22 protein-coding genes are annotated in these 21,117 nt (G+C 72.2%); 10 read left to right on the top strand and 12 right to left on the bottom strand.

Features of this window, described 5'->3' with window-relative positions; translation table 11 throughout:
- The 3 genes from JJI54_RS07735 to JJI54_RS07745 form a co-directional block, all read right to left on the bottom strand.
- On the bottom strand, nucleotides 1–399 hold the full coding sequence (locus tag JJI54_RS07735) for a hypothetical protein (RefSeq protein ID WP_203072397.1): 399 nt from the start codon (nucleotides 397–399) through the stop codon (nucleotides 1–3).
- 189 nt (nucleotides 400–588) lie between these two features.
- A complete protein-coding gene (locus JJI54_RS07740) occupies nucleotides 589–1,320 on the bottom strand; it encodes a phosphatase PAP2 family protein (RefSeq protein WP_203072398.1) in 732 nt (243 codons plus the stop codon).
- A 159-nt stretch (nucleotides 1,321–1,479) separates the two neighbouring features.
- On the bottom strand, nucleotides 1,480–2,796 hold the full coding sequence (locus JJI54_RS07745; protein WP_203072399.1) for an FAD-dependent monooxygenase: 1,317 nt from the start codon (nucleotides 2,794–2,796) through the stop codon (nucleotides 1,480–1,482).
- Between the two features lie 209 nt (nucleotides 2,797–3,005).
- On the opposite strand from JJI54_RS07745, the gene JJI54_RS07750 reads away from it, so the two are divergent.
- The 3 genes from JJI54_RS07750 (at nucleotide 3,006) to JJI54_RS07760 (ending at nucleotide 5,360) form a co-directional block, all read left to right on the top strand.
- The gene (locus JJI54_RS07750) at nucleotides 3,006–3,344 is read left to right on the top strand and encodes a P-II family nitrogen regulator (protein WP_092961646.1); all 339 of its coding nucleotides are present in this window, start codon (nucleotides 3,006–3,008) and stop codon (nucleotides 3,342–3,344) included.
- Nucleotides 3,345–3,388: 44 nt separating this feature from the next.
- Nucleotides 3,389–4,717, top strand: coding sequence for an ammonium transporter (locus tag JJI54_RS07755; RefSeq protein ID WP_203072400.1), 1,329 nt, complete (start codon nucleotides 3,389–3,391; stop codon nucleotides 4,715–4,717).
- A gap of 205 nt (nucleotides 4,718–4,922) precedes the next feature.
- Complete coding sequence (locus JJI54_RS07760; protein WP_164698040.1) at nucleotides 4,923–5,360, top strand: DUF6481 family protein; 438 nt, start codon at nucleotides 4,923–4,925, stop codon at nucleotides 5,358–5,360.
- A gap of 191 nt (nucleotides 5,361–5,551) precedes the next feature.
- On the opposite strand, the gene JJI54_RS07765 is transcribed toward JJI54_RS07760, so the two are convergent.
- From JJI54_RS07765 to JJI54_RS07790, 6 genes are read right to left on the bottom strand one after another with little or no spacing between them, the layout of a single operon-like run.
- Nucleotides 5,552–6,298, bottom strand: coding sequence for a maleate cis-trans isomerase family protein (locus tag JJI54_RS07765; RefSeq protein ID WP_203072401.1), 747 nt, complete (start codon nucleotides 6,296–6,298; stop codon nucleotides 5,552–5,554).
- Nucleotides 6,295–7,449: an FAD-dependent oxidoreductase gene (locus tag JJI54_RS07770; protein WP_203072402.1), complete on the bottom strand. Its 1,155-nt coding sequence runs from the start codon at nucleotides 7,447–7,449 to the stop codon at nucleotides 6,295–6,297. Before JJI54_RS07770 ends, JJI54_RS07765 begins: the two co-directional genes overlap by 4 nt.
- A complete protein-coding gene (locus tag JJI54_RS07775; RefSeq protein WP_203072403.1) occupies nucleotides 7,446–8,693 on the bottom strand; it encodes an MmgE/PrpD family protein in 1,248 nt (415 codons plus the stop codon). Before JJI54_RS07775 ends, JJI54_RS07770 begins: the two co-directional genes overlap by 4 nt.
- 11 nt (nucleotides 8,694–8,704) lie before the next feature.
- On the bottom strand, nucleotides 8,705–9,685 hold the full coding sequence (locus JJI54_RS07780; protein WP_203072404.1) for a Bug family tripartite tricarboxylate transporter substrate binding protein: 981 nt from the start codon (nucleotides 9,683–9,685) through the stop codon (nucleotides 8,705–8,707).
- An 11-nt stretch (nucleotides 9,686–9,696) separates the two neighbouring features.
- Complete coding sequence (locus JJI54_RS07785) at nucleotides 9,697–10,461, bottom strand: class II aldolase/adducin family protein (RefSeq protein ID WP_203072405.1); 765 nt, start codon at nucleotides 10,459–10,461, stop codon at nucleotides 9,697–9,699.
- A 31-nt stretch (nucleotides 10,462–10,492) separates the two neighbouring features.
- Complete coding sequence (locus JJI54_RS07790) at nucleotides 10,493–11,503, bottom strand: succinylglutamate desuccinylase/aspartoacylase family protein (protein WP_203072406.1); 1,011 nt, start codon at nucleotides 11,501–11,503, stop codon at nucleotides 10,493–10,495.
- A gap of 121 nt (nucleotides 11,504–11,624) precedes the next feature.
- Between JJI54_RS07790 and JJI54_RS07795 the strand changes: the two genes are divergently transcribed.
- From JJI54_RS07795 to JJI54_RS07815, 5 genes are read left to right on the top strand one after another with little or no spacing between them, the layout of a single operon-like run.
- Nucleotides 11,625–13,124 (top strand): ABC transporter substrate-binding protein, encoded by a 1,500-nt coding sequence (locus JJI54_RS07795; RefSeq protein ID WP_226381557.1) that lies wholly within the window; start codon nucleotides 11,625–11,627, stop codon nucleotides 13,122–13,124.
- A 3-nt stretch (nucleotides 13,125–13,127) separates the two neighbouring features.
- A complete protein-coding gene (locus tag JJI54_RS07800; protein ID WP_203072408.1) occupies nucleotides 13,128–14,075 on the top strand; it encodes an ABC transporter permease in 948 nt (315 codons plus the stop codon).
- A complete protein-coding gene (locus JJI54_RS07805) occupies nucleotides 14,065–14,913 on the top strand; it encodes an ABC transporter permease (protein WP_203072409.1) in 849 nt (282 codons plus the stop codon). The genes JJI54_RS07800 and JJI54_RS07805 overlap by 11 nt, the downstream gene beginning before the upstream one ends.
- Nucleotides 14,910–15,869, top strand: coding sequence for an ABC transporter ATP-binding protein (locus JJI54_RS07810; protein WP_203072410.1), 960 nt, complete (start codon nucleotides 14,910–14,912; stop codon nucleotides 15,867–15,869). Before JJI54_RS07805 ends, JJI54_RS07810 begins: the two co-directional genes overlap by 4 nt.
- The gene (locus tag JJI54_RS07815; RefSeq protein ID WP_318987462.1) at nucleotides 15,866–16,810 is read left to right on the top strand and encodes an ABC transporter ATP-binding protein; all 945 of its coding nucleotides are present in this window, start codon (nucleotides 15,866–15,868) and stop codon (nucleotides 16,808–16,810) included. Before JJI54_RS07810 ends, JJI54_RS07815 begins: the two co-directional genes overlap by 4 nt.
- 7 nt (nucleotides 16,811–16,817) lie before the next feature.
- Here JJI54_RS07815 and JJI54_RS07820 read toward each other — a convergent pair whose 3' ends face one another.
- A complete protein-coding gene (locus JJI54_RS07820) occupies nucleotides 16,818–17,855 on the bottom strand; it encodes an aromatic ring-hydroxylating oxygenase subunit alpha (RefSeq protein ID WP_203072411.1) in 1,038 nt (345 codons plus the stop codon).
- Between the two features lie 288 nt (nucleotides 17,856–18,143).
- On the opposite strand from JJI54_RS07820, the gene JJI54_RS07825 reads away from it, so the two are divergent.
- Both JJI54_RS07825 and JJI54_RS07830 read left to right on the top strand, forming a co-directional pair.
- Nucleotides 18,144–19,178, top strand: coding sequence for an ABC transporter substrate-binding protein (locus JJI54_RS07825; protein ID WP_203072412.1), 1,035 nt, complete (start codon nucleotides 18,144–18,146; stop codon nucleotides 19,176–19,178).
- Nucleotides 19,179–19,313: 135 nt separating this feature from the next.
- The gene (locus tag JJI54_RS07830) at nucleotides 19,314–19,511 is read left to right on the top strand and encodes a hypothetical protein (RefSeq protein ID WP_203072413.1); all 198 of its coding nucleotides are present in this window, start codon (nucleotides 19,314–19,316) and stop codon (nucleotides 19,509–19,511) included.
- Nucleotides 19,512–19,515: 4 nt separating this feature from the next.
- On the opposite strand, the gene JJI54_RS07835 is transcribed toward JJI54_RS07830, so the two are convergent.
- Together JJI54_RS07835 and JJI54_RS07840 are read right to left on the bottom strand one after the other, a co-directional pair.
- Entirely contained in the window at nucleotides 19,516–19,932 is a 417-nt protein-coding gene (locus JJI54_RS07835; protein ID WP_203072414.1) for a hypothetical protein, read from the bottom strand.
- Between the two features lie 80 nt (nucleotides 19,933–20,012).
- Complete coding sequence (locus JJI54_RS07840; RefSeq protein WP_203072415.1) at nucleotides 20,013–20,882, bottom strand: diacylglycerol/lipid kinase family protein; 870 nt, start codon at nucleotides 20,880–20,882, stop codon at nucleotides 20,013–20,015.
- Nucleotides 20,883–21,117 lie beyond the last annotated feature (235 nt).

Genomic DNA, 21,117 nt, shown 5'->3' on the forward strand with positions numbered 1-21,117 from the left:
TCAGCGCGCCCCCTGGCCATCGGCGCCCCGGCCCCGGCGGAGGGCGAGGGCGAGGCCGGCCAGCGTCAGCAGCGCGACCAGGGCGGTGGCGGCGCGGGAGGCGGTGGCGGGCCCCGCTTCCCCGGCCAGGACCGCCGGCAGCTGCGGCAGGGCGGAGCCGCCGCCCATCAGGGCGATGAGGCAGACGAGGGCGCCGAGGCCCGCGGCGGCGTAGGGGTGGCGGAGGCGGGCGGCGGCGAGGGCCAGGCCGCCCAGCATGGCGGGGATCAGCGCCGTCCAGTGCACCGGGCCGGCGGGCAGGGCGTAGCCCGCGATGCCGATGAGCAGGAGCAGGAGGCCGGCCGGGCGCAGCACCCGGGCGAGGCGGAGGGTGGACATGGTGGTCGCGATGGCGGTCACGGTTCGGGCCCCCAGGGCAGTTTCCCAGGTCGTGGCCCCCCGGCCGGGGCCGGGGGCACGAGGTGGTGATCCGACATCGCGCGGCCCTGTCCCGCTTGCGGCGGAAGGGGCGCGCCAGAGGGGCCCGGATCGATGGGGCGGAGATGGCCGCCGGGCCGGGCCGCTTCAAGGGTGCCGGCGGCTGGCGGGTCAGCCCAGCGCGTGCATCACATCCTTGACCGCGCCCAGCACGCGGCGGGTGGTGGCGAAGAGGGTGATGAATTCATAGGCCACGAGGAAGACGGCGAGGGAGAGGGCCACCGGGGCGTGGCGCCGCAGCCTTTCATGCAGGCGGATCGAGGCCTGCGGCCAGGGCAGGGCCATGATGAGGCGCGTCAGTGCCACGCCGAGGGCGGCGCCCGCCAGCAGGTCCGTCAGGTAGTGGAAGCCGAAATAGAGGCGGGGGAAGCAGACGACGAGGGCGGCCCAGAGGGCGGCGACCAGGCCAATCCGCCGGTCGAGCGCCCAGGCGGCGGTGGCGAGGGCGGCGGCCAGCACCGCGTGGTCCGAGGGGAAGGAGGACCATTCGCCGAGCGTGGGCAGGGCGACGGATTGGGGGAAGAGGTCCGGCGGCAGGGTCAGCCGCGGCCGGTCCCGGGGCGGCATGCTGTCCTGGATGAAGCGGCCGAAGGCGATGGTGAGGACGACGCCCGCGAAGCTGCCGATCACGCGGCGGGAGCGATCGGCCGGGGCTTCGCCGGGCTTGCGCGACAGCCAGGCATAGACGGCGCAGAGCACGGGCACGCCGAGCTTGGCGAGGTCCACCGTCAGCAGGAAGCGGAGGGCCCAGTCGAAGATCTCCGACCGGCCGGAGAGGGCCTGCACCAGGGAGAGGCCGGCGGCGTCGATCGGGTTGAGCGATGCGGCGGCGGTCGGTTGCATGCTGGTGTCGTTCCCCCGTCCCATCAGCGCTGCGCAACGCGCCCGCCGTCACGGGGTTTCCATAAATAGTATACAATAATTTCTTCATGCCGGCGGCCGAGGATCGCCTCCGGCCCCGGCCGGGGGGGTGCGGGGGGCAGGGGTCCCCCTGCGGCTGCGCTACCGCGGCGTCAGCAGCCCCTGTCCGCCGAGCAGCCCCGTGGTCCCCGGACCCATCCCCATGGCGCGTTCCGCGAAGGCGCGCTTCAGGCGCGGCATGCGGTCCACCAGCGCGATGCCGAGCCGCCGCGCCAGGCGCACCGGCGGCAGGTCGTTGCCGAAGAGTTTCTCCAGTCCGTGGCAGGCGGCCAGCATCAGGCCGGCATCAGGGCGGGCGCGGCGGTCGTAGCGGGCCAGGACGGCGGCGCTGCCGGGGTCCTCGTTGGCGGCGACGGCCTCGATGATCGCTTCCGCCAGGGCGGCCACGTCCCGGAAGCCGAGGTTGAGGCCCTGGCCGGCGACGGGGTGGATGCCGTGGGCGGCGTCCCCCACCAGCGCCAGGCGGGTATCCACCTGGCGGGAGGCCCAGAGGGCGGTAAGCGGGTAGGACCAGCGGCGGCCGATGGGCCGGATGCGGCCGAGGTGGTCGCCGAGGCGCCGGCTCAGCTCACGCCCGAAGGCGGCATCGTCCATGGCCAGGAAGCGGGCCGACAGGTCCCGGCGATCGGCCCAGACGAAGGCGCTGGCATGGGGGAATTCGGCGGTGCCGAAATTGCCCGGCCCGGCCAGGGGAAGCTGGGCGAAGGGGCCGTTGGGCAGAAACATCTCCAGCGCCGTGCCGTGGTGCGGCTTCTCATGCGCGAAGGCGCCGACCATGCCGGTCTGGCCGTAATCGTGGCGGGCGACGGTGATGCCGGCCTGCTGGCGGAGGGGGGAGTTCCGGCCCTCGGCGGCCACCACCAGGCGGGCGGTGATGGTGGTGCCGGCGTGCTCCCCCCTGGTGAGGCGGAGCGTGGCGGCTTCGGGAGTGCGGGTGACCGCGGCCTCGGCCGGGGTGAAGACGTGCAGGTTGGGCAGGTGGGGCAGGCGGGCATTGAGGGCGACGCGCAGCGCGCGGGCTTCCACCATCCAGCCGAAGGGCGTGTCGGCCCCGGGTTCCGTCACCTCGGCCGCGTTGAAGTCGAGCTTGAGGGAGGAGGGGCGGTGGCCGGGGCGGCCATCGGCCACGCGGATGTGGCGGATGGGCTGGGGGTCGCCCGGCAGGCGGTCCCAGATGCCGGCGGCGGCGAGGAGGCGCTGGCTGGTCAGCGCGATGGCGTAGGCGCGGCCATCGAAATCCGGGAGTTCCATGGGGGGCAGGGGCGCCTGGTCCAGCACGGCGGTGGGGATGCCGGCGGCGGCGAGGGTGGCGGCGAGGGTGGCGCCCACGGGGCCGGCGCCGACGATGGCGACGGTGACGTCAAGGGAGGGGATGTCGCGGGAATTCGGCTGGCTCATGGGGGGAGAGTCGGCCTGGAATCGCGGTTCGGCAAGGGTCTGTCACGAAACAGGCAATTGCCCACGAAATAGGCTGCGCGCGCATGCCGCGATGCAGCATCGCAACCGTCAGGTGAGTGAGTCCCGCCTGCAACGGTGTTGCGCGCGGGTGGCACGGTCCTTGGATTGGTCCTTCCGGCATAGGCCTTGGGAAGGGGATCTACGGCGCGATGAAGCTGGTGATGGCGATCATCAAGCCCTTCAAGCTGGACGAGGTGCGCGACGCGCTCACCCCGCTCGGCGTGCAGGGGCTGACGGTGACCGAGGTGAAGGGGTTCGGCCGGCAGAAGGGCCAGACCGAGATCTACCGCGGTGCCGAGTACCATGTGAGCTTCCTGCCGAAGCTCAAGATCGAAGTGGCCGTGCCCGCCGAGATGGTGGACGCGGTGGTCGAGGCGATCGCGGGTGCCGCGCGCACCGGCAAGATCGGCGACGGCAAGATCTTCGTCCTGGATGTGGAGCGCGCGCTGCGCATCCGCACGGGCGAGACCGACGACCAGGCGCTGTGACCATGCAGCACCAGGGTTCAACACCGATGACGGGGATTGGGGGAATGAGGATGCTTGCGCGCGCCGCGGCCATGGCGCTGCCGGCGATGCTCGCGGCTGCGCCGGCCTTCGCGGAAGACGCGAAGATCGACACGGGCGACACCGCGTGGATGCTGACCAGCACGGCGATCGTGCTGATGATGACCGTGCCCGGCCTGGCACTGTTCTATGCGGGCATGGTCCGCAAGAAGAACGTGCTGGCGACCATGATGCAGTCCTTCGCCGTCACCGCGCTGGTGGCGGTGCTGTGGATGGTGATCGGCTACAGCCTCGCCTTCGGCGAGGGCAATGCCTATATCGGTGACGTGTCGCGCCTGCTGATGGGCGGCATGGCCGAGGGCTGGGACAAGCCCTTCACGCTGGGCTCGGGCGACGGCGCGGTGGCGACGACGATCCCGGAAAGCGTCTTCGCGATGTTCCAGATGACCTTCGCGATCATCACCGCCGCCCTGATCACGGGCGCGGTGGCGGACCGCATGAAGTTCTCGGCCCTGATGCTGTTCACGGCGCTGTGGACGCTGCTGGTCTATTCCCCGGTGGCGCACTGGGTCTGGCACCCGAATGGCTGGATCTTCGCCCTCGGCGCGCTGGACTTCGCGGGCGGCACCGTCGTGCACATCAATGCCGGCGTGGCCGGCCTGGTGGCGGCGATCGTGCTCGGCAAGCGGGTCGGCTACGGGACGGACAACATGTCCCCGCACAACCTGGCCTTCGCCGTGATCGGCGCGAGCCTGCTGTGGGTGGGCTGGTTCGGCTTCAACGCGGGTTCCGCGGTGGGCGCCGGCGCCCGTGCGGGCATGGCCATGCTGGTGACGCAGATCGCGGCCGCCGGCGCGGTGCTGGCCTGGCTGATCGCGGAATGGGCCACGAAGGGCAAGCCCTCGGTGCTCGGCGCGATCTCCGGCGCGGTGGCGGGCCTGGTCGCCATCACCCCGGCGGCGGGCTTCGTCCTGCCGGGCTCCGCGCTGGTGATCGGCATCGTGGCCGGCCTGGCGGGCTTCTGGGGCGCGACGGCGCTCAAGCACTGGTGCGGCTATGACGACAGCCTGGACGCCTTCGGCGTGCACGGCATCTGCGGCATCACCGGCGCGCTGCTGACGGGCCTCTTCGCCTATGGCCCGCTCTCGGCCACGACGTCCACGCCGGAAGGCTACGGCGCGTCGCTGTCCCAGTTCCTGACGCAGGTCTATGCGGTGGCGGCGGTCTTCGTCTTCACCGCGGTGGTGACCTACATCCTGCTCAAGGTGGTGGATGCCGTCGTCGGCCTCCGCGTCACCGAGGAGGAGGAGCGCGAGGGCCTGGACGTGACGCTGCACGGCGAGCGCCTGGGCTGAACGCCCGGCCCATCGGGACGGCTTGAGGAACGCCGGGGGGCAGCCCCCGGCGTTTTTCGTTGGGGGCTGTCCCCGTTGGGGGGTTTCCGTTGGGGGCCTTCCGTTGGCTTGCCGGCGGGCGGGCAGCACAAAAGCAGGCGAGGGTTGCATCCCACGCACGGCCCCACCCCTTGGCCGTTGGCCGGGGGCGGAGTAGATAGCCAGCATGCAGGCACGCAAGCTGTTTGATTTCAATGACCGTCGCAACGCGGCGGAAGAGGCCCGTAAGAAGGCAGCCGAGAAGTTCCAGGCGCTGAAGAGCCGCCTCGACGATCCGGCCGTCCAGCAGAAGATGGCTGAGCAGAAGGCGATCGCGGAGGCCCGGGCCCAGCGCCAGGCCGAACGCGCCGCCGCCAAGGCCGCCGAGGCCGCCCGGATCGCCGCCGAGAAGGCCGCCGCCGAAGCCGCCGCCGCCGCCGCAAGGCGCGAGGAGGAGCGCCGCGCCGCCGAGGAGGCGATGCGCGCCCGCGCCGCCGAGATCGACGCCGCCAACCGCGCCGCCATCCTGGATGCCGAGAAGAAGGCCCGGGCCCTGGCGCTGGCCGCCGAGCAGAAGGCGAAGCGCGACGCCCGCTACGCCGCGCGGAAGGCCCGCACGAAATAGCCACCCCGCGGACCTGCGATGGATACCGGACGCCCGGCAGGCCCTGAGCCCGCCGGGCGTCTTGTTTTTGTGCCCTCAGGTGTCGTGCCGAAAGCACGCCTGCGGCGTGACGGGCGGCCGCATCCGCGGCCTTGGCTCGCCGGACGACCGGCGGGCCGCATTCGCGGCCTCGGCCGGCTTTGCCGGCCGCGTCATCCCCCCAGCATGGCCGCCAGCTCCGGGTTGCAGGCCGTGAGCGCCGGGCCCGGCGGCAGGCCGAGGCGCTGCGAGACCGCCCAGGCGCTGGCCAGGTTGGAGGAGAGGAGGGGCACGCCCAGCCTCTCCCGCATCCATGCCATGGCATCGAGCGTGGGCATCCCGGTGCCGGAGAGGAGCACGGCGCAATCGGCGGGCGGGCTGAGCTTCGCCAGGCCGTCGGCCACCTCCTCCGGCGTCAGCTCATAGGCGCGGAAGGTCTCGCTCACCTTGAAGCTCTCGACCAGGTCGAGCCCGGCGGCGCGCCAGTAGCGCTCCGCGCGCTCCGTCAGCCAGCCGGGATAGGGGGAGAAGAGGAGGAGCCTGGGGCGGCCGAGCGCGGCCAGCGCCTCCGCCAGGCCGCGGGCGGCGAGCACCATCGGGCGGCCGAGGGCGGCGGAGACGCGGTCCTGCATGGCGGCGTCCTCCGCCGGAGGCAGGGCGTAGCTGGGGCCGGTGATGCCGTAGATGGCGGCATCCATGGCGAGGGCGCCGAAGCCGTCGAGCGAGCGGTCCAGCGCCTCCAGATAGGCGGCGTTGCGCTGTTCGAGGGTGGTGCCGGGCATCACCGGCATGCGGGTGACGTGCAGCGCGGCCTGGGGAGCCAGCAGGTGGCGCGTCTCATGCTCCACCGCGGGGTTGGCGGAGGGGGTGACGAGGGCGACCCGGTGCGTCGGGTGCCAGGCACGGGGCGGGTGGGTCATGCGGGCGCCCCTACCTTGGCGATGTCGAGCATGCTGGCCTCCCGCGCCCAGGTCAGGGCTTCCGCTGGTGTCAGGGCGGCCATGCGGGCCACTTCCTCGGCGGGGCTGGCGGCCACGCGGGCATCGGTGCGGGGCAGGAGCGCGTCACGGACGGTGCGGAGCCGTGCCTCCGCCCAGGATTGCAGCAGGGCATCGGGGGCGCCGCGGAGCACGGCATCCAGCGTCGCGGCCAGGGTCATGGCATCATGGATGCCGGCATTCATGTTCATGCCGCCGCGGGTGTTGGTGAGGTGCGCGGCATCGCCGGCCAGCAGCACGCGGCCGGCCTGGTAGGAGAGCGCCATGGCGCGCTTCACGCCATAGACGTCGCGCCCCTCGATGGGCAGGTCGCGGAGCGTCGGCAGGAAGCGGGCGATGCGGGCGCGGGCATGGTCTTCCGCCAGGGCGGCGTCATCGCTCATCTCCGGCGCCACGCGGAAGATCAGGCGCCAGACCTTGGGCATGCGGAGCAGGGAGCAGGAGCCGGTCGGGTCATAGAGGTAGCCGAGGCCATCGAGGCCCGGGATGTGGTCGCGCAGGTCCAGCGGCGTCAGCAGGCGGAGCACGCGATGGGCGTAGTCGTTGGTCTCGGCGGGGATCCCGGCCAGCGCCCGCATCGCGCCGCCGGCGCCGTCGCAGCCGATGGCGTAGCGGGCGCGGTGGGTCGTGCCGTCGGCGGCGGTGACGGTGACACCGACGGAATCCTGGGACAGCGCCGCCGCGCCGGCGTTGAAGCGGACGGTGCCGGGGGGAAGCGCGGCGAGCAGGGCGGGGGTGACGTCCTGCTGTTCGCGGTGCCAGCGATGGGGGAAGCCCGTTTCGGCGGCCAGGATGCCGAGGTCGATGGTGGCGGCGGTGCCGTCATCGACGCGCCGCCACAGGATGCGGTCGATCCGCACGCCGCCGGGCAGCAGCGGCTTCAGCACGCCGAGGCTGTGCAGGGCATCGAGCGTCGGCGGGTGGAAGGTGGAGGCGCGGGAGGCGGTGGAGAGCCCCTCCCGCTTCTCCAGCACCCGCACGGCGATGCCGCGCTGGTGCAGGGCGAGGGCCAGGGTCAGGCCGACCGGGCCGGCGCCGGCGATCAGGATGTCGGTATCGAGGGGCGTGGTCACCCGAAGAGATCCTTGGCCGGCTGGTCGTGGAGCAGGGCGGCGATGGCGGCGGTGGTCCCCGCCTCGCCGAGGGTCGGGGCGGCGAAGCGCCTGAACTTCGCGACCGCCTCGGCTTCGGGCATGGGGCGGTCGGGGTCGCCGGTGACGCCGGTGATGGTGGCGCTGTGCTCGCCGATGGTCAGCGTCGCGCCGCGCCGGCCCGCGGCGGTCAGGGCCGTGTCCTCCCGCAGCTCGATGGCGGCTTCGAGGGCGCGGAGGTCCGGATCGGCCAGGGCTTCGTCCGTATAGGCGGCGGGGCCGAGATCGCCCTGGAGGAGCGCACAGGCGACGGCCCAGGTGAGGCTGAACTGCGCGGCGATGGCGGCGGTGGGCGCGCGGTTGCCGGCGTAGCGAAGGGCCTCGGCATAGGTGGAGAGGGTGATGCGGCCGGCGGGGGCCACGCCGCGCCCGCGCAACTCGATGGCCGCCGCCGCCCCGTAATGCGCGTGCCGCACCCCGGCGAAGGGTTTCAGGTAGGCGGCCTCCAGCAGCCATTCCCCGGGCGGCGTGACGTCGGCCGGGGTTTCATGCCCCAGCGCGATGCGGCGACCCTCCGCGAAGCCGCCTTCCGGCGCGTCCATCCCGGCGGCGGCGCCGGCGGCGGCCAGGCTGCCCAGCAGGGCGGCGTGGCTGGCGTAGCTGTTGCGGCCATCCATCCCGGCGGCGATGGGGGCGTAGAGGGAGAAGGGGATCTGGCAGGAGGCCAGGCGGACCGCGCGGCCGATGCCCTCCGCGTCCAGCCCCGCCAGCGCGGCGGCGCAGGCGGCGGCGCCGAGGCTGTGCCAGGACCCGTCCACATGCATCCCCGGCCGGATGCGCCAGGCCTGGCCGGCCCGCGCCGCGACCTCATAGCCCAGCGCGAAGGCCGCGAGCGCCTGGGCGGGGTCGCCGCCCCGCGCGCGCGCCACCAGGGCGAGCGGCGCCACGGGCAGCGCCGGGCGGCCATGGGCGCTGGCCAGGCCCTCATTCGCCTCGTCCCAGCAGGTGGCGGCGGCCAGCACCGCGGCGGCGGCGCCGGGCGCCAGGCGGGTGCCGGCCAGCGCCACATCGCCGGGGAAGGCGTGCCGCATGGCCTGCGCGAAGGCGGTGACGCGGGGATGCCGCAGCCCCGCCAGCGCGCAGCCGAGGCTGTCCAGCAGCAGCAGCCGCGCCTTGGCGGCGGCGGCGCTGCCCGCGGAAGGCCCGGGCGAAGCCCAGGCGATCATGGACGAAAAAATCACTCGGCGCGGGCGCCGGAGCGGCGGACGGCCTCGCGCCAGGTCTGGCGTTCACGCTGCATCAGCGTGGCCAGGGCGGCGCGGCCCTGGGGCATGGCATCGGCTTCCCGCTGCGCCAGCACGGCGGCCCAGGCGGGGCCTTCCAGCACCGCGCGGAAGGCGGCTTCCAGCCCGGCCTGGATGGGCTCCGGCGTGCCGGCATGGCCGAAGACGCCGTACCAGGGGCTCGCATCGAAGCCCGGCACCGTCTCCGCGATGGCGGGCACATCCGGCATGGCGCGGAAGCGCCGCGCGCTGGTCACGCCGATGGCGCGCAGCGCGCCGCCCGCGCTGACCTGCGGCTTGGAGGTGGCGAGGCCGTCCAGCGCCACGGGGATGGTGCCGGCGACCATGTCCGTCAGCAGCGGCGCGCTGCCGCGATAGGGGACGTGGGTCATCGGCACGTTCAGCGTGGCGCGCAGCAATTCCATCGAGAGATGGGTGAAGCTGCCGACACCATTCGATCCATAGGGCATGCCGTCCGGCGTGGCGCGCAGCTTCGCCACCAGGGAGGCCACATCCGTCACATCCGGCAGCGCGCGGGGCGAGACCACCAGCAGGTTCGGCTGCTCCGCCAGCATGGCGAGGGGGACGAAATCCGTGTCGGGGTCGTAGCTCAGCCGTTCGAACAGCACCTTGTTGATGGCGATGATGCCCTGGGTCGCGACCAGCAGGGTGTGGCCATCCGGGGCGGCGCGGGCCACGGCCTCGGCGGCCAGGTTGCCGCCGGCGCCGGCGCGGTTCTCCACCACCACGGGCTGGCCCCAGCGGGCGGAGAGCTGGTCGGCCGCGGCGCGGGCCAGGATGTCCGTCAGCCCGCCCGGGGCGAAGGGCAGCACCAGGCGGACGGGGCGCGCGGGCGCCCAGGCGGATTGAGCCTGAGCGATGGCAGGCATGGCAAGCGCCGCGCCGAGGAGGGCGCGGCGGGTGGTCTTCGGCATGGACACGTCTTTCATGTGCGGTAGTCGGGTTCCTCGCGGTCCAGCACCCGGCGCCAGGCGTTCAGGTGCAGTCGCGCGTCGATCTTCTCGCCCCAGGGGCCGAGGTGGTTGCGGCGGAGCCTCTCGGGCAGCGCGTGCATCGCGCGCCCGGTGGACATCGCCGTCATCTGGTACATGGCGGTGCGTTCCGCGATGAAGCATTCGTCGAAGGCGTCATGCACCGTGGGGCCCACGACCGTCACGCCATGGCCGCGCATCACCATCACCGACTTGTCGCCGAGGCAGCGCGCGATGCGGTCGCCTTCCTCATTGTGGTGCACGGGCTCGTCGCCTTCGTGGTCATAGACCACGCGGTCGTTCAGCAGCAGGTTGTTGTGGTGGCTGAGCTGGAGTTCGGTATCCCGCAGCAGGGACAGCGCCGTCAGCCAGCGGGGATGCACATGCACCACGCAGGCCGCGCGCGGGTTCAGCAGATGAATGCGCGCATGGATGTGGAAGGCGACTTTCCGGAGTTCGCCCGTGCCCTGGAGCACCTTGCCGTCGAGGTCGCAGACGATGAGGTCGCTGGCCTTGAGTTCCTGGAACAGGTAGCCGCGCGGGTTGATGAGGAAGCGGGGCGGGCCCTCGCCCGGCAGCATGAGGGAATTGTGGTTGCCGATCTGCTCGTTCCAGCCTTCCCGCGCGGCCACGCGGAAGACGGCGGCCATGTCGCAGCGCAGTTCCCATTCCGCGGCCTCGGCCGCGCTGTCGCTCAGGCGTTCGATGATGGCGGACATGATCGAGCCCTCCTCCGGGTTCGGGTGAAGCCTACAGGTCGCGGGCGATGACGGCCACCGGGTCCCCCACCTTCACGCGCCCGGCATGGCGCACGCACCAGAGCAGGCCGGTCGCGGCGTAGGAAAGCGGGATGGCGGGGGCGGAAGGATCCTCGATGCGGTGCAGCAGGCCGGCTTGCGCGCCGGCCTCGACAGTGCTGCCGAGCATGTCCGCGGCTTCCCAGATGCCGTCGCAGGGGGCGAAGACGTAGTGGGCGAGGTCCGGCACCGTCATGCGCCGCGACGGCGTCGTGATCTCGGGTCTGCCCTCCAGGATGCCGGCATGGCGCAGCAGATTCGCCACGCCGCGCTTCGTGATGGCGAGGTTGGCGGGGTTGAGGCGTCCGCCGCCGCCGAGTTCGGAGGAGAGTGCGACGACGCCGCGCGCCTCTGCCTGCGCCAGCAGCGTGGGGCCGGCATTCACCTCCCGCAGCAGCATGGTGACGGGCGCGTTGAAGGCGTCTGCCATGGCCAGGGTGCGTCTTTGCAGGTCGGCGTCGTCGAGCACATGGCCGGCGGTGCTGGCGACGATGTCCATGCCGGTGCCGCCGGAGTGCAGATCCTGCTGGTAGTCGCAGAGCGGCAGCAGCACGCTGTCGATGTAATGCGCCAGGCTCAGCGCGAAGCCGCCGAAGGGATCGCCGGGGAAGCAGCGGTTGAAGTCCCGGCCATCGAGCGGCGAGAGCCGCTTGCCCGCCGCGCAGGCGGGGTAGTGCATGGCGGGGATGATGATGACGCGGCCCTGCACCTGCTCGGGCTTCAGCGTGCGCGCGAGGTCGAGCAGCGCGACCTGGCCTTCGTATTCGTCGCCATGATTGCCGGCGGTGAGCAGCATGGTGGGGCCGCTGCCATTGGCGACGACGACGATGGGGACGGGGATGGTGCCCCAGCCGCTGTCGTCGCGGGATTGCGGCACGCGGAGATGGCCGGCCTGGCGGCCCCTGGCGGCGAAATCGACCTCGGCGACGACGGGACTCACCGCGAAGGAAGGCCTGGCCGACATTTATCGCGCGCTCCTCAACGCGGTGGATTGAACCCCGCCGCAGGCGAAGGCTAGCATCCCCGCCACAAGATGGGAGAGGGGTCCGTCCATGCTGACGAGGCGTCAACTGGGTCTTGCCGCGATGGCAACTCCTCTCGCGCAACCTGCGATCGCCCAGGGGGCGCGCGGCACCGTGGTGATGGCGCAGCAGGCGCAGCCGCCCTCGCTCGATGCGCAGGTGACGACGGCGCAGGCCAGCCGCAACATCAACCTGCATGTCTATGAGACGCTCTTCGCGCGGGACGAGGCCGGCAACCCGAAGCCCGACCTGGCGGAGGGCGTCGATGTTGCCGCCGATGGGCTGACCTATCGCTTCGCGCTCCGCGATGCGCGCTTCCACAATGGCAAGCGCATGACGAGCGCGGATGTGAAGGCGTCGCTGTTGCGCTATGGGCGCGTCGGCGGATCGGCCTTCATCATGCAGCCGGTGGAGGCGATCGACACGCCGGATGCGAGGACCGTGGTGGTACGGCTGAAGGAGCCGAGCCCGGGCTTCATCGCCGGCATCTCCTCACCCCGCGCGCCCTGCGCCATCATCCCGGAGGAGGAGGCGGGCAAGGATGCGTCGCGCATCGAGGTGATCGGCACCGGGCCCTTCCGCTTCGTCGAATACCGCCCGGACAGCCATGTGCGCCTCACGCGCTTCGGCGACTACGTGCAGAACACCGCCTACCCGGGCATGGACGGGTTTGCGGGCCGCAAGGTCGCGAATGTCGAGAACCTGATGATCCGCTTCGTGCCGGAAGGCGGCGCGCGGACGGCGGGGCTGCAGGCCGGCGAGATCCAGATCCTGGAAGCCATCGCGGTGCCGGCGGCGCAGAGGCTGCGGAACGACCGCAACCTGGCGATGCATGAGATGATGCCCTGGTCCTTCCAGACGCTCATGCTGAACCACGTCATGCCGCCGATGGACAATCCGGTGTTCCGCCGCGCGCTGCAGGCAGCGCTGGACCTGGAGGAGATCATGGCGATCTCCACCGATGGCCTGTATCGCATGACGCATGGCTGGCAGCATCCGGGGACGGAGTTCTTCGCCGGCGATGTCGGCCGCCCGCTCTACAACATCAACAACAAGGATCGCGCGCGGGCGCTGCTGCGGGAGGCGGGCTACCGCAACGAGGAGATCATCCTGCTGGGCGACAGCAGCTTCTCCAACCACCAGGCGACGATCGTGACGGCGGCGGAGCAGCTGAAAGCCGTCGGCATCAATGTCCGCGTCGTGATCACGGACTGGCCGACCGCGTTCAGCCAGCGCACGCAGCGCACGGGCTGGCACCTCTGGGCGCTGATGCTGGGGATCGAGCCCTATGAGGGCCCCTATGGCGTGGTCGGCTTCTTCAGCGGGCACGCGCCGGTGCAGCATGCGCGGGACGAGGTGATCGAGGATTGCCAGCGGCGCCTCACCACCTCGCTCTCGGCCGATGACCGCAAGAAGGCGGTCAGCGACTTCCAGGCGCGGATGTATGACCAGGCCATCGCGATCAAATGCGGCGATGTCGGCATCGTGCAGGCCACGCGCGCCAGCGTGCGGGACTACAAGCCCTATCGGATCCCCCGCATGTGGGGGATCTCCCTGGCCTAGCCGGTGCTGCGCTACGCGCTGCGGCGGGTGCTGGCGGCGCTGCCGGTCCTGCTGCTGGTCTCGCTGATGTCCTTCGCCATCGTCTGGATCGTGCCGGGCGACGTGGCGGCGGAGATGGCGGGGCCGACGGCGACGGCGGAGGAGCTGGCGCGGCTGCGCGAACGGCTCGGCCTGAACCGCCCGTGGTTCGAGCAGCTGGTGGGCTGGTATGGCGCGCTGGCGCGGGGCGACCTCGGCGAGAGTATTCTTCTGAGGCAGGGCGTGGGCGCGGCGATCGTGGAACGGTTGCCGGTGACGCTGTCCCTGACCTTCCTCGCGCTCGGCATCGCGCTGGTGGCGGGCACGGCGCTCGGCGTGCTGGCGGCGGTGCGGGCGGGGAAGGGCGCGGATCGCGCGGCGATGGGGGCGGCGCTGGTCGGCTTCTCCGTGCCGGATTTCTGGCTGGGGCTGGTCTTCGTCTATGTGTTTGCCGTGCAACTCGCCTGGCTGCCGACGGGGGGCTACGTCCCCTTCGCGCAGGACCCGATCGGCTGGGCACGGGGGATGGTGCTGCCGGCGGCGACGCTCGCGCTGGCGCAGATCGGGTTGTTCGCGCGGATGACGCGGGCGGCGATGCTGGAGGTGCTGCGCCAGGATTATGTCCGCACCGCGCGCGCCAAGGGCATGCCGGGCTGGGTGGTGATCGGCAAGCACGCGCTGCGCAACGCGCTGATCCCCGTGGTGACGGTGGCGGGCATCGCCTGCGGGGTGCTGCTGGGCGGGACCGTGGTGATCGAGAGCGTGTTCAGCCTGCCCGGCGTCGGCCGTCTGATCGTGGGCGCGATCCAGCGGCGGGACTATCCGGTGATCCAGGGCGGGCTGCTGCTGACGGCGACGATCTTCGTCGTCGTCAACCTGGCGGTGGATCTTCTCTACGCCTGGCTCGATCCGAGGATCCGGCATGGCCGGTAAGGCACCCGGCGCGTTCGCCAGGCTGGTCGCGCATCCCTCCTTCCGCTGGGGGGCGCTGCTCTTCGGGATCATCGTGCTCTGCGCGGTCTTCGCCTGGTGGCTGGCGCCGCACGATCCCTTCCGCAACAATTTCCGCACGCGCTTCCGCGCGCCGGACGAGACCTTCTGGCTCGGCACGGACCGCTTCGGGCGGGACATCCTCTCGCGCACGCTGCATGGCGCGCAGGTGTCGCTTCGCATCGGGCTCGGCGTCGCGGCGCTGACGGCGCTGGTGGGGGGCGCGATCGGGGCGCTGGCGGGCTTCGTGAAGCGGCTGGACGGGCCGCTGATGCGCTTCATGGATGCGCTGATGGCCTTCCCCGCCGTGCTGCTGGCGATCGCGCTGGCGGCGGCGCTGGGGCCGTCGGAGGTCAATGCCATCCTGGCGCTGTCCATCGCCTATGCGCCGCGCACGGCGCGGGTGATGCGGGCGGGGGTGATGGTGGTGCGGGAGTTTCCCTTCGTGGAGGGCGCCCGCGCCATCGGCGCCTCGCCCGCCCGCGTGCTGCTGCGGCATATCCTGCCCAACGCCATGGCGCCGCTGGTGGTGCAGCAGACCTATGTGTTTGCATTGGCGATCCTGGCGGAGGCGGTGCTGAGCTTCCTCGGCGTCGGCCCGCCGCCGCCGACGCCGACGCTGGGCGGCATCATCGCGGATGGGCGCGACTACATCCAGGAAGCGCCCTGGATCTCCCTGGTGCCGGGGGTGGCCATCGCCATGACGGTGCTGGGGCTGAACCTCATGGGAGACGGTCTGAGGGATGCGCTGGACCCGCGGCTCAGGACCGCGATCCGGTGAGCGCGCTGCTGCGCGTCGAGGGGTTGTCCGTCGCCTTCGGGAAGACCGAGGTGCTGGATGGCGTGTCCTTCGAGATCGCGCCGGGCGAGGTGCTGGGCGTGGTGGGGGAAAGCGGCAGCGGCAAGTCGATGACCGCGCTCGCCATGATGGGCCTGCTGCCGCCGGGCGGGCGGATTTCCGCTGGCCGGATCGTCTTCGAGGATGTGGCGGTGAGCGCGCTGCCGGAGCGGGACCTCGCGAAGATGCGGGGCGCGCGGATGGCGATGATCTTCCAGGAACCCATGGCCTCGCTGAACCCCGTGCTGACGGTCGGCGAGCAGATCGCGGAGGTGCTGCGCCACCACCGCGGCCTGGATCGCCGGGCCGCGCACAACGAAGCCGTTTCGCTGCTGAAACTCGTGGAAATCGCGGCGGCGGAGCGGCGGGTGGATGAGTATCCGCACCAGCTCTCCGGCGGCATGCGGCAGCGCGCGATGATCGCCATCGCGCTCGCCTGCCGGCCGCGCCTGCTGGTGGCGGATGAGCCGACGACGGCGCTGGATGCGACGGTGCAGGCGGGCATCCTCGACCTGCTGCGGGGGCTGCGCCGGGAATTCGGGATGGCGGTGCTGCTCATCACCCATGACCTCGGCGTGGTGGCCGATATCTGTGAGCGCGTGGTGGTGATGTATGCGGGGCGCGTGGCGGAGACCGGGGATGCAGGCGCGATCTTCGCGCAGCCGGGGCACCCCTATACCCAGGCGCTGCTGGCGGCGATTCCGCGGCTGGAGGGGCCGATCGGCACGCTGCCGGCCATCGCGGGCGTGGTGCCCTCGCCGGTTGATTTCCCGCCGGGCTGCCGCTTCGCGCCGCGCTGCCCGCATGCGATCCCCGCCTGCACGGAAGCGGCGCCGGCCTTGCGCGCCCTGCCGGGCGGAACCGCGGCCGCCTGCATCTGCGCGGAGCACGTCGCATGACGCTGCTGGTGGCGCGGGATCTGAGAAAGACCTTCGCCGGCGGCGTGCGGGCGGTGGATGGCGTGGACCTCTCGATCGGGGCCGGGGAGACGCTGGGGCTGGTCGGCGAGAGCGGCTGCGGCAAGTCCACCCTGGCGCGGCTGGTGCTGCGGCTGATCGAGCCGGATGGAGGCGTGCTGGCCTTCCGCGGCAACGACATCACGCATCTGCCCGAACGCGCGATGCGCGCGCTGCGGCGCGACATGGGGGTGGTGTTCCAGGACCCCTTCGGCAGCCTCAATCCGCGCATGAGCGTGGCGCAGCTGCTGGCGGAGCCGTTGCGGGTGCATGGCATCGGGAATGGTGCGTCGCGTGCGGCGCGTGTTTCTGCGCTGCTCGACCTGGTCGGGCTGCTGCCGGAACACGCGGCGCGCTACCCGCATGAGTTCAGCGGCGGGCAGCGCCAGCGCATCGCCATCGCCCGCGCGCTGGCAACGGAGCCCGCCTTCCTGGTCTGCGACGAGCCGACCAGCGCGCTCGATGTCTCGATCCAGGCGCAGGTGCTGAACCTGCTGCGGGAATTGCAGGAGAGGCTGGGGCTGGCCTGCCTCTTCGTCAGCCACAACCTGGCGGCGGTGCGGCACATGGCCCCGCGGGTGGCGGTGATGTATCTTGGCCAGGTGGTGGAGGAAGCGCCGCGCGAGGCGATCTTCGGCGCGCCGCAGCACCCCTACACCCAGGCGCTGCTATCGGCCGTCGCGGAGCCGGGCGCGGCGCGGCGGCAGCGGATCGTGCTGAAGGGGGAGGTGCCGAGCCCGGCCGACCCGCCGAGCGGCTGCCGCTTCCGCACGCGCTGCCCGCGCGCGGTGACGCGCTGCGCGGCGGAGGTGCCGGCGCTGGCGGAGCTGGCGCCGGGGCATCGCGTGGCGTGCCATTTTCCGGGGGTGTTGGAGGGCGTTTAGGCCCTCCTCACGCCTCCACGGGCAGCCGTGCCTCGGCCTCGCCGTGTTTCTCCAGCAGCGCCAGCAGGCGGCGGCGCATCTCGATGCCGGGCTTGTCGCTCGGCATGTGCAACTCCTCCGACATGGTCAGCGGCACGTCCCAGGTGGTGCTTTCCAGCACGTGCTTGTCCTCGATCGTCACGGCGCGGTCGAAGGCGATGACCTTCTCGGCGGGGGACTCGGCCTCGGTGTCGTTGCGATAGACCCATTGGCAGATCTGGCTGCGGCGGTCGTCGATGGGCGTCGCGGCGGTGACGAGCACATGCGTCAGGCCCGTGGGATAGTCGATGCGGCTGGCGCGCATGAAGGGCAGGAACCAGCGACCCTCGATGATGCGGACCGTGCGGTCGCCGGCGCCCTTGATCAGGTCCTTCGAGATGCCGCGGTTCGCGACCGGCGCCTCGCCCCGCATGATGAAGCCCCAGCCCGTGTGCTCGATCGCGACGGGGGCGGGGCGCGGATCCTCCAGGATGCCGAAGGTCTCGGCATGGACGTAGCTGATATGCACCATGTCGAAGCTGTTCTCCATCAGGCGCAGGCCGGAGACGGCCCATTCCTCGTAGAACTCGTCGATCTGGCGGAAGCCAGGCTCCGCGGCCTCGGCGATCTCGGGGATCGGCAGGATCGGATCCTCCAGGGCCACCCAGATCCAGCCGTAGCGGGAGGCCGCGTGGTGGCCCTTGGCGCCGGACTTCATGCCGCGGTTGGGGTCATGCGCCTGCGGCACCTTCACGCAGCGGCCATCCGCCCCGAAGGCCCAGCCGTGATAGGGGCAGCCGAGGGCCGGGCCCTCCGGCGCGGCCTCATCGATGAAGCCGAGCGAGAGCTTCGCGCCGCGATGCGGGCAGCGATCGGCGATGGCGGCGGGGGCACCCGCCGCGGCGCGCCACAGCACGATCTCCTGCCCCAGCAGGGTGAAGGGCACGGGCTTGCCGGCGGGGAGGGAGGCCTCGGGCATCACGGGATACCAGAAGCGGCGGAGCAGCTTTTGACGGGTCGGGACCATGCGGGGCGTGACGCAATGGGCGTGCCAGCCGACGGTCCAGGCACCCGGCCGTATCCGTGCGACGCCTTGCCCATGCAAGCGGCAGAGTGGCGCGTGATGCAGCGGGCGCTGGGGAAGGCGCTGCCTTCCCCAGACCCCATCCGCCAGGGGCGAACCGCCCCTGGACCGTCTCGAATCGAAGGGTTCCAAGGGGGTGCCGGGCCCTGGCGGGGCGCGGAGGGGGGCGGCACAGGCGTTGCTTCCACCCGCCCCGATGGCCGGCAAACGGCCGCGCAGGAGAGGCGGATCATGACCACCACCCGACGCACGCTGCTGGCCGCCGCCGGCGGCCTGCTCGCAACCCCCCGGATCGCGGACGCGCAGGGCGCATTGACGCCTGTCCGCTTCTCGCTGGACTGGGCCTTCCAGGGGCCGCAGGCACCCTACCTGCTGGCGCTGGAACGTGGCTACTACCGGGACGAAGGGCTCGCCGTCACCATCGACCGCGGCTTCGGCGCGGGCGACGTGCCGGTGAAGATCGCCTCCGGCGCCTATGAATTCGGCGTCGGCGACATCTCCGCCGTGGCGCGGCTGCGCCTGACCCAGCCCGGCACGGATGTCATCTGCCCCTTCGTGCTGGCACAGGGCAGCCCGCTCTCGGCCATCACGCTGCGGCGCACCGGCATCCGCAACCCGAAGGACCTGGAAGGCAAGCGCGTGGCGGCGCCGGAAACGGATGGCGGCCGCCAGTTCTTCCCCGCCTTCGCCCGCGCCACCAGCATCGATACCGCGCGCATCAACTGGATCACCGTCACGCCGCAGCTGCGCGAACCCATGCTGGCCCGCGGCGATGCCGACGCCATCACAGGGTTCGAGACGTCCGGCGTCTTCAGCCTGCTGGCGCTGAACGTGCCGCGCGCGGATATCGTGGTGATGCGCTATTCGAATTTCGGCGTGGCGCTGCTCTCCACCGGGCTGCAGGTGCGCCGCAGCTACGCGGAAGCCAATCCCCGCATCGTCACCGGCATGATCCGCGCCATCATCCGCGGCCACCTGGACGCGCTGCGCGATCCGGATGCCGCCATCGCCGCCCTGGTCCGGCGCGACGCGACGGCGCCGGTGGCGCTGGAGAAGGAACGCCTGGCGGCGAATTTCGAATTCATCCGCACGCCGGAAGTGCTCTCCGGCGGCTTCGGCAACCTGCCCATGGCACGGGTCCAGGCCTCCATCGAGACCATCCGCAGCGCCTTCAACATCAGCGCCACCCTGGCGGCGGAGGATTTCTACCTGCCGCAATTCCTGCCGCCGGCGGACCAGCTGCGCCTTCCCGCCGCTTCGGGCTGAGCACGGCTTCCGGGACCGGGGAGGCCCCGCGAGGGGCCTCCCTTTTTCGTGGTTGGATCGTGGCGGAAAAAAGGCGTATACGACACTCGGGTGCCATGATCGGCCCTGATCCGTCTGATCCCGGGAGGAGCCGCCTTGCTGATCGTCCTCTGCCTCGTGGCCGGCTTCACCGCCCTGGCCGGCATGTCCACGGTGGCGCTGGCGCTGGTGCCGGCGATGGGGCTGGGCCTGGCGGGCATCGCGACGGCGGCCGGCTTCGGCGTGGTCTCGCTCGGCACCGGGCTGGGCGCGGCGCTGATCGCGCTGTCCCGGGAACGCGCGGCGGCGGGCTGAGGCTTCAGCCCGGCACCGGCATGAAGGGCGCGAGTTCCGGATCCGCGTAGCGCACGGCGCCGGCGCCCACCACGGGCGGGCCGGGATCGGCGCCCGTCACCACCGTCAGGCAGAGATTGAGGCCGGAAAGGCCGAGCCGCTTGTCGCCCCGCACCGGCAGCGGGATCCGCGCCCCATGGCAGAGCACCAGCAGCACCTGGTGCAGTTCCTGCCGCGACACTTCCCAGGACATGGTGGAACGGCCGGCGGCGCGGCGGCGGATGATGCGGGCCACCACATCGCCGCGCGGATCGGCGGCGAGTTCGAGGTGGAAGCTGTCCGCCGTCTGCGCGGGCGTGGGGCGGCCCTGCATGGCCTGCTCCATGATGGCGCGCAGCAATTCCTCCGGCGTGAAGAGGATGTGGCGAACCTCCTTCGGCATCGTCTGTCCCGGGCGGCCTGGTGAGCCCCTGGCCTAGCCCCTTCCCCCTGAAGGAAGGCTGAACGGGCCGGGGCGCCGGGTCAGGGCAGCAGCACGGCCAGGGGCGCGGGCGCATCCTCGATCCGGGCGGGCAGGCGGCCCGCGGGGTCCCCATCCGCCTGCAGCGCCACCCCGGCGCCGGAAAGGGTGATGCGGCTGGCCGGCAGCAGGCGCAGCCCCGGCAGGCGTGGCAGCAGGCCGAGCGGGAGCGCGAGCGCCGCCGCCACCACCGCGCCGGGGCCGGCGGCGGCCAGCAGCGCCACCTGGAAGCCCGGCGCTGCCGGGCGCGCGGCGGGGGCCAGCAGGTGCCGCCCGGCATAGAGCCGCCCCTTGGTGACGATCACGCTGCCGGCGCGATGGCGCGTGCCATCCAGCACCGCCTCGATCGGCGCGAAGGGGTGGCGCGCCACTTCCCGCATCGCCTGCACCACATAGGCCGCGCGGCCGAGGCGGCGCTTGAGGCCGAGGTCGAGCCCCTGCACCACCGCGGCATCGAAGCCCGCGCCGGCCATCTGCACGAAGAGCCGCTGGCCGCCCGCTTCGTCGGTGATGAGGCCGGGATGGATCAGGCGGCGCGTGCCGGCGGCGAGCACGGCGGCCGCGCCTTCCGGCGCCAGCGGCACGCCGAGTTCCAGCGCCAGGACATTGGCGGTGCCGAGCGGCAGGATGCCGAGCGCGGCATCGCTGCCCGCGATCCCCGCCGCGACTTCCGCGATGGTGCCGTCGCCGCCGGCGGCGACGATCACGGCTTCGCCGCGCCATGCCGCTTCCGCCGCCATCAGCCGCGCATCGCCGGGTGCCCGGGTTTCCGCGACATCGGGCGGCAGGCCTTCGCGGCACAGCCAGTCGATGGCGCGCGCCAGGCGGCGCCGCCGGCCGGCACCGGCGGCAGGGTTGAAGATGACGAGCATGGCGCCTTGTGACGCAGCGCGATGACGATTCGCTTTCGCTGCGTTGACGCGCGCGTGACATGCGCGCGCCACATCATCCCACAGCGTGTCCTGCGTGCGCCTTCATCCAAGATTCACGTCACGCCCGGTGCCGTCGCGTTACAGCGCGGTCGCGCAACGGCGGGGCGACCGGCGCGTTGCGCGATGCGCCGGCATTCTTCCGCCGGCACGACATGATGATCGCGAGGCGCTGACG

The sequence above is a fragment of the Falsiroseomonas ponticola genome (assembly GCF_016805305.1).
GTDB classification, from domain to species: domain Bacteria; phylum Pseudomonadota; class Alphaproteobacteria; order Acetobacterales; family Acetobacteraceae; genus Falsiroseomonas; species Falsiroseomonas ponticola.

Bases quoted from the DNA above. Each gene is read 5' to 3' on its own strand.
- JJI54_RS07740 (WP_203072398.1), bottom strand. From the start codon at position 1,320: ATGCAACCGACCGCCGCCGCATCGCTCAACCCGATCGACGCCGCCGGC.
- JJI54_RS07745 (WP_203072399.1), bottom strand. From the start codon at position 2,796: ATGAGCCAGCCGAATTCCCGCGACATCCCCTCCCTTGACGTCACCGTC.
- JJI54_RS07750 (WP_092961646.1), top strand. From the start codon at position 3,006: ATGAAGCTGGTGATGGCGATCATCAAGCCCTTCAAGCTGGACGAGGTG.
- JJI54_RS07755 (WP_203072400.1), top strand. From the start codon at position 3,389: ATGAGGATGCTTGCGCGCGCCGCGGCCATGGCGCTGCCGGCGATGCTC.
- JJI54_RS07760 (WP_164698040.1), top strand. From the start codon at position 4,923: ATGCAGGCACGCAAGCTGTTTGATTTCAATGACCGTCGCAACGCGGCG.
- JJI54_RS07765 (WP_203072401.1), bottom strand. From the start codon at position 6,298: ATGACCCACCCGCCCCGTGCCTGGCACCCGACGCACCGGGTCGCCCTC.
- JJI54_RS07775 (WP_203072403.1), bottom strand. From the start codon at position 8,693: ATGATCGCCTGGGCTTCGCCCGGGCCTTCCGCGGGCAGCGCCGCCGCC.
- JJI54_RS07780 (WP_203072404.1), bottom strand. From the start codon at position 9,685: ATGCCGAAGACCACCCGCCGCGCCCTCCTCGGCGCGGCGCTTGCCATG.
- JJI54_RS07785 (WP_203072405.1), bottom strand. From the start codon at position 10,461: ATGTCCGCCATCATCGAACGCCTGAGCGACAGCGCGGCCGAGGCCGCG.
- JJI54_RS07790 (WP_203072406.1), bottom strand. From the start codon at position 11,503: ATGTCGGCCAGGCCTTCCTTCGCGGTGAGTCCCGTCGTCGCCGAGGTC.
- JJI54_RS07795 (WP_226381557.1), top strand. From the start codon at position 11,625: ATGGCAACTCCTCTCGCGCAACCTGCGATCGCCCAGGGGGCGCGCGGC.
- JJI54_RS07805 (WP_203072409.1), top strand. From the start codon at position 14,065: ATGGCCGGTAAGGCACCCGGCGCGTTCGCCAGGCTGGTCGCGCATCCC.
- JJI54_RS07815 (WP_318987462.1), top strand. From the start codon at position 15,866: ATGACGCTGCTGGTGGCGCGGGATCTGAGAAAGACCTTCGCCGGCGGC.
- JJI54_RS07820 (WP_203072411.1), bottom strand. From the start codon at position 17,855: ATGGTCCCGACCCGTCAAAAGCTGCTCCGCCGCTTCTGGTATCCCGTG.
- JJI54_RS07825 (WP_203072412.1), top strand. From the start codon at position 18,144: ATGACCACCACCCGACGCACGCTGCTGGCCGCCGCCGGCGGCCTGCTC.
- JJI54_RS07835 (WP_203072414.1), bottom strand. From the start codon at position 19,932: ATGCCGAAGGAGGTTCGCCACATCCTCTTCACGCCGGAGGAATTGCTG.
- JJI54_RS07840 (WP_203072415.1), bottom strand. From the start codon at position 20,882: ATGCTCGTCATCTTCAACCCTGCCGCCGGTGCCGGCCGGCGGCGCCGC.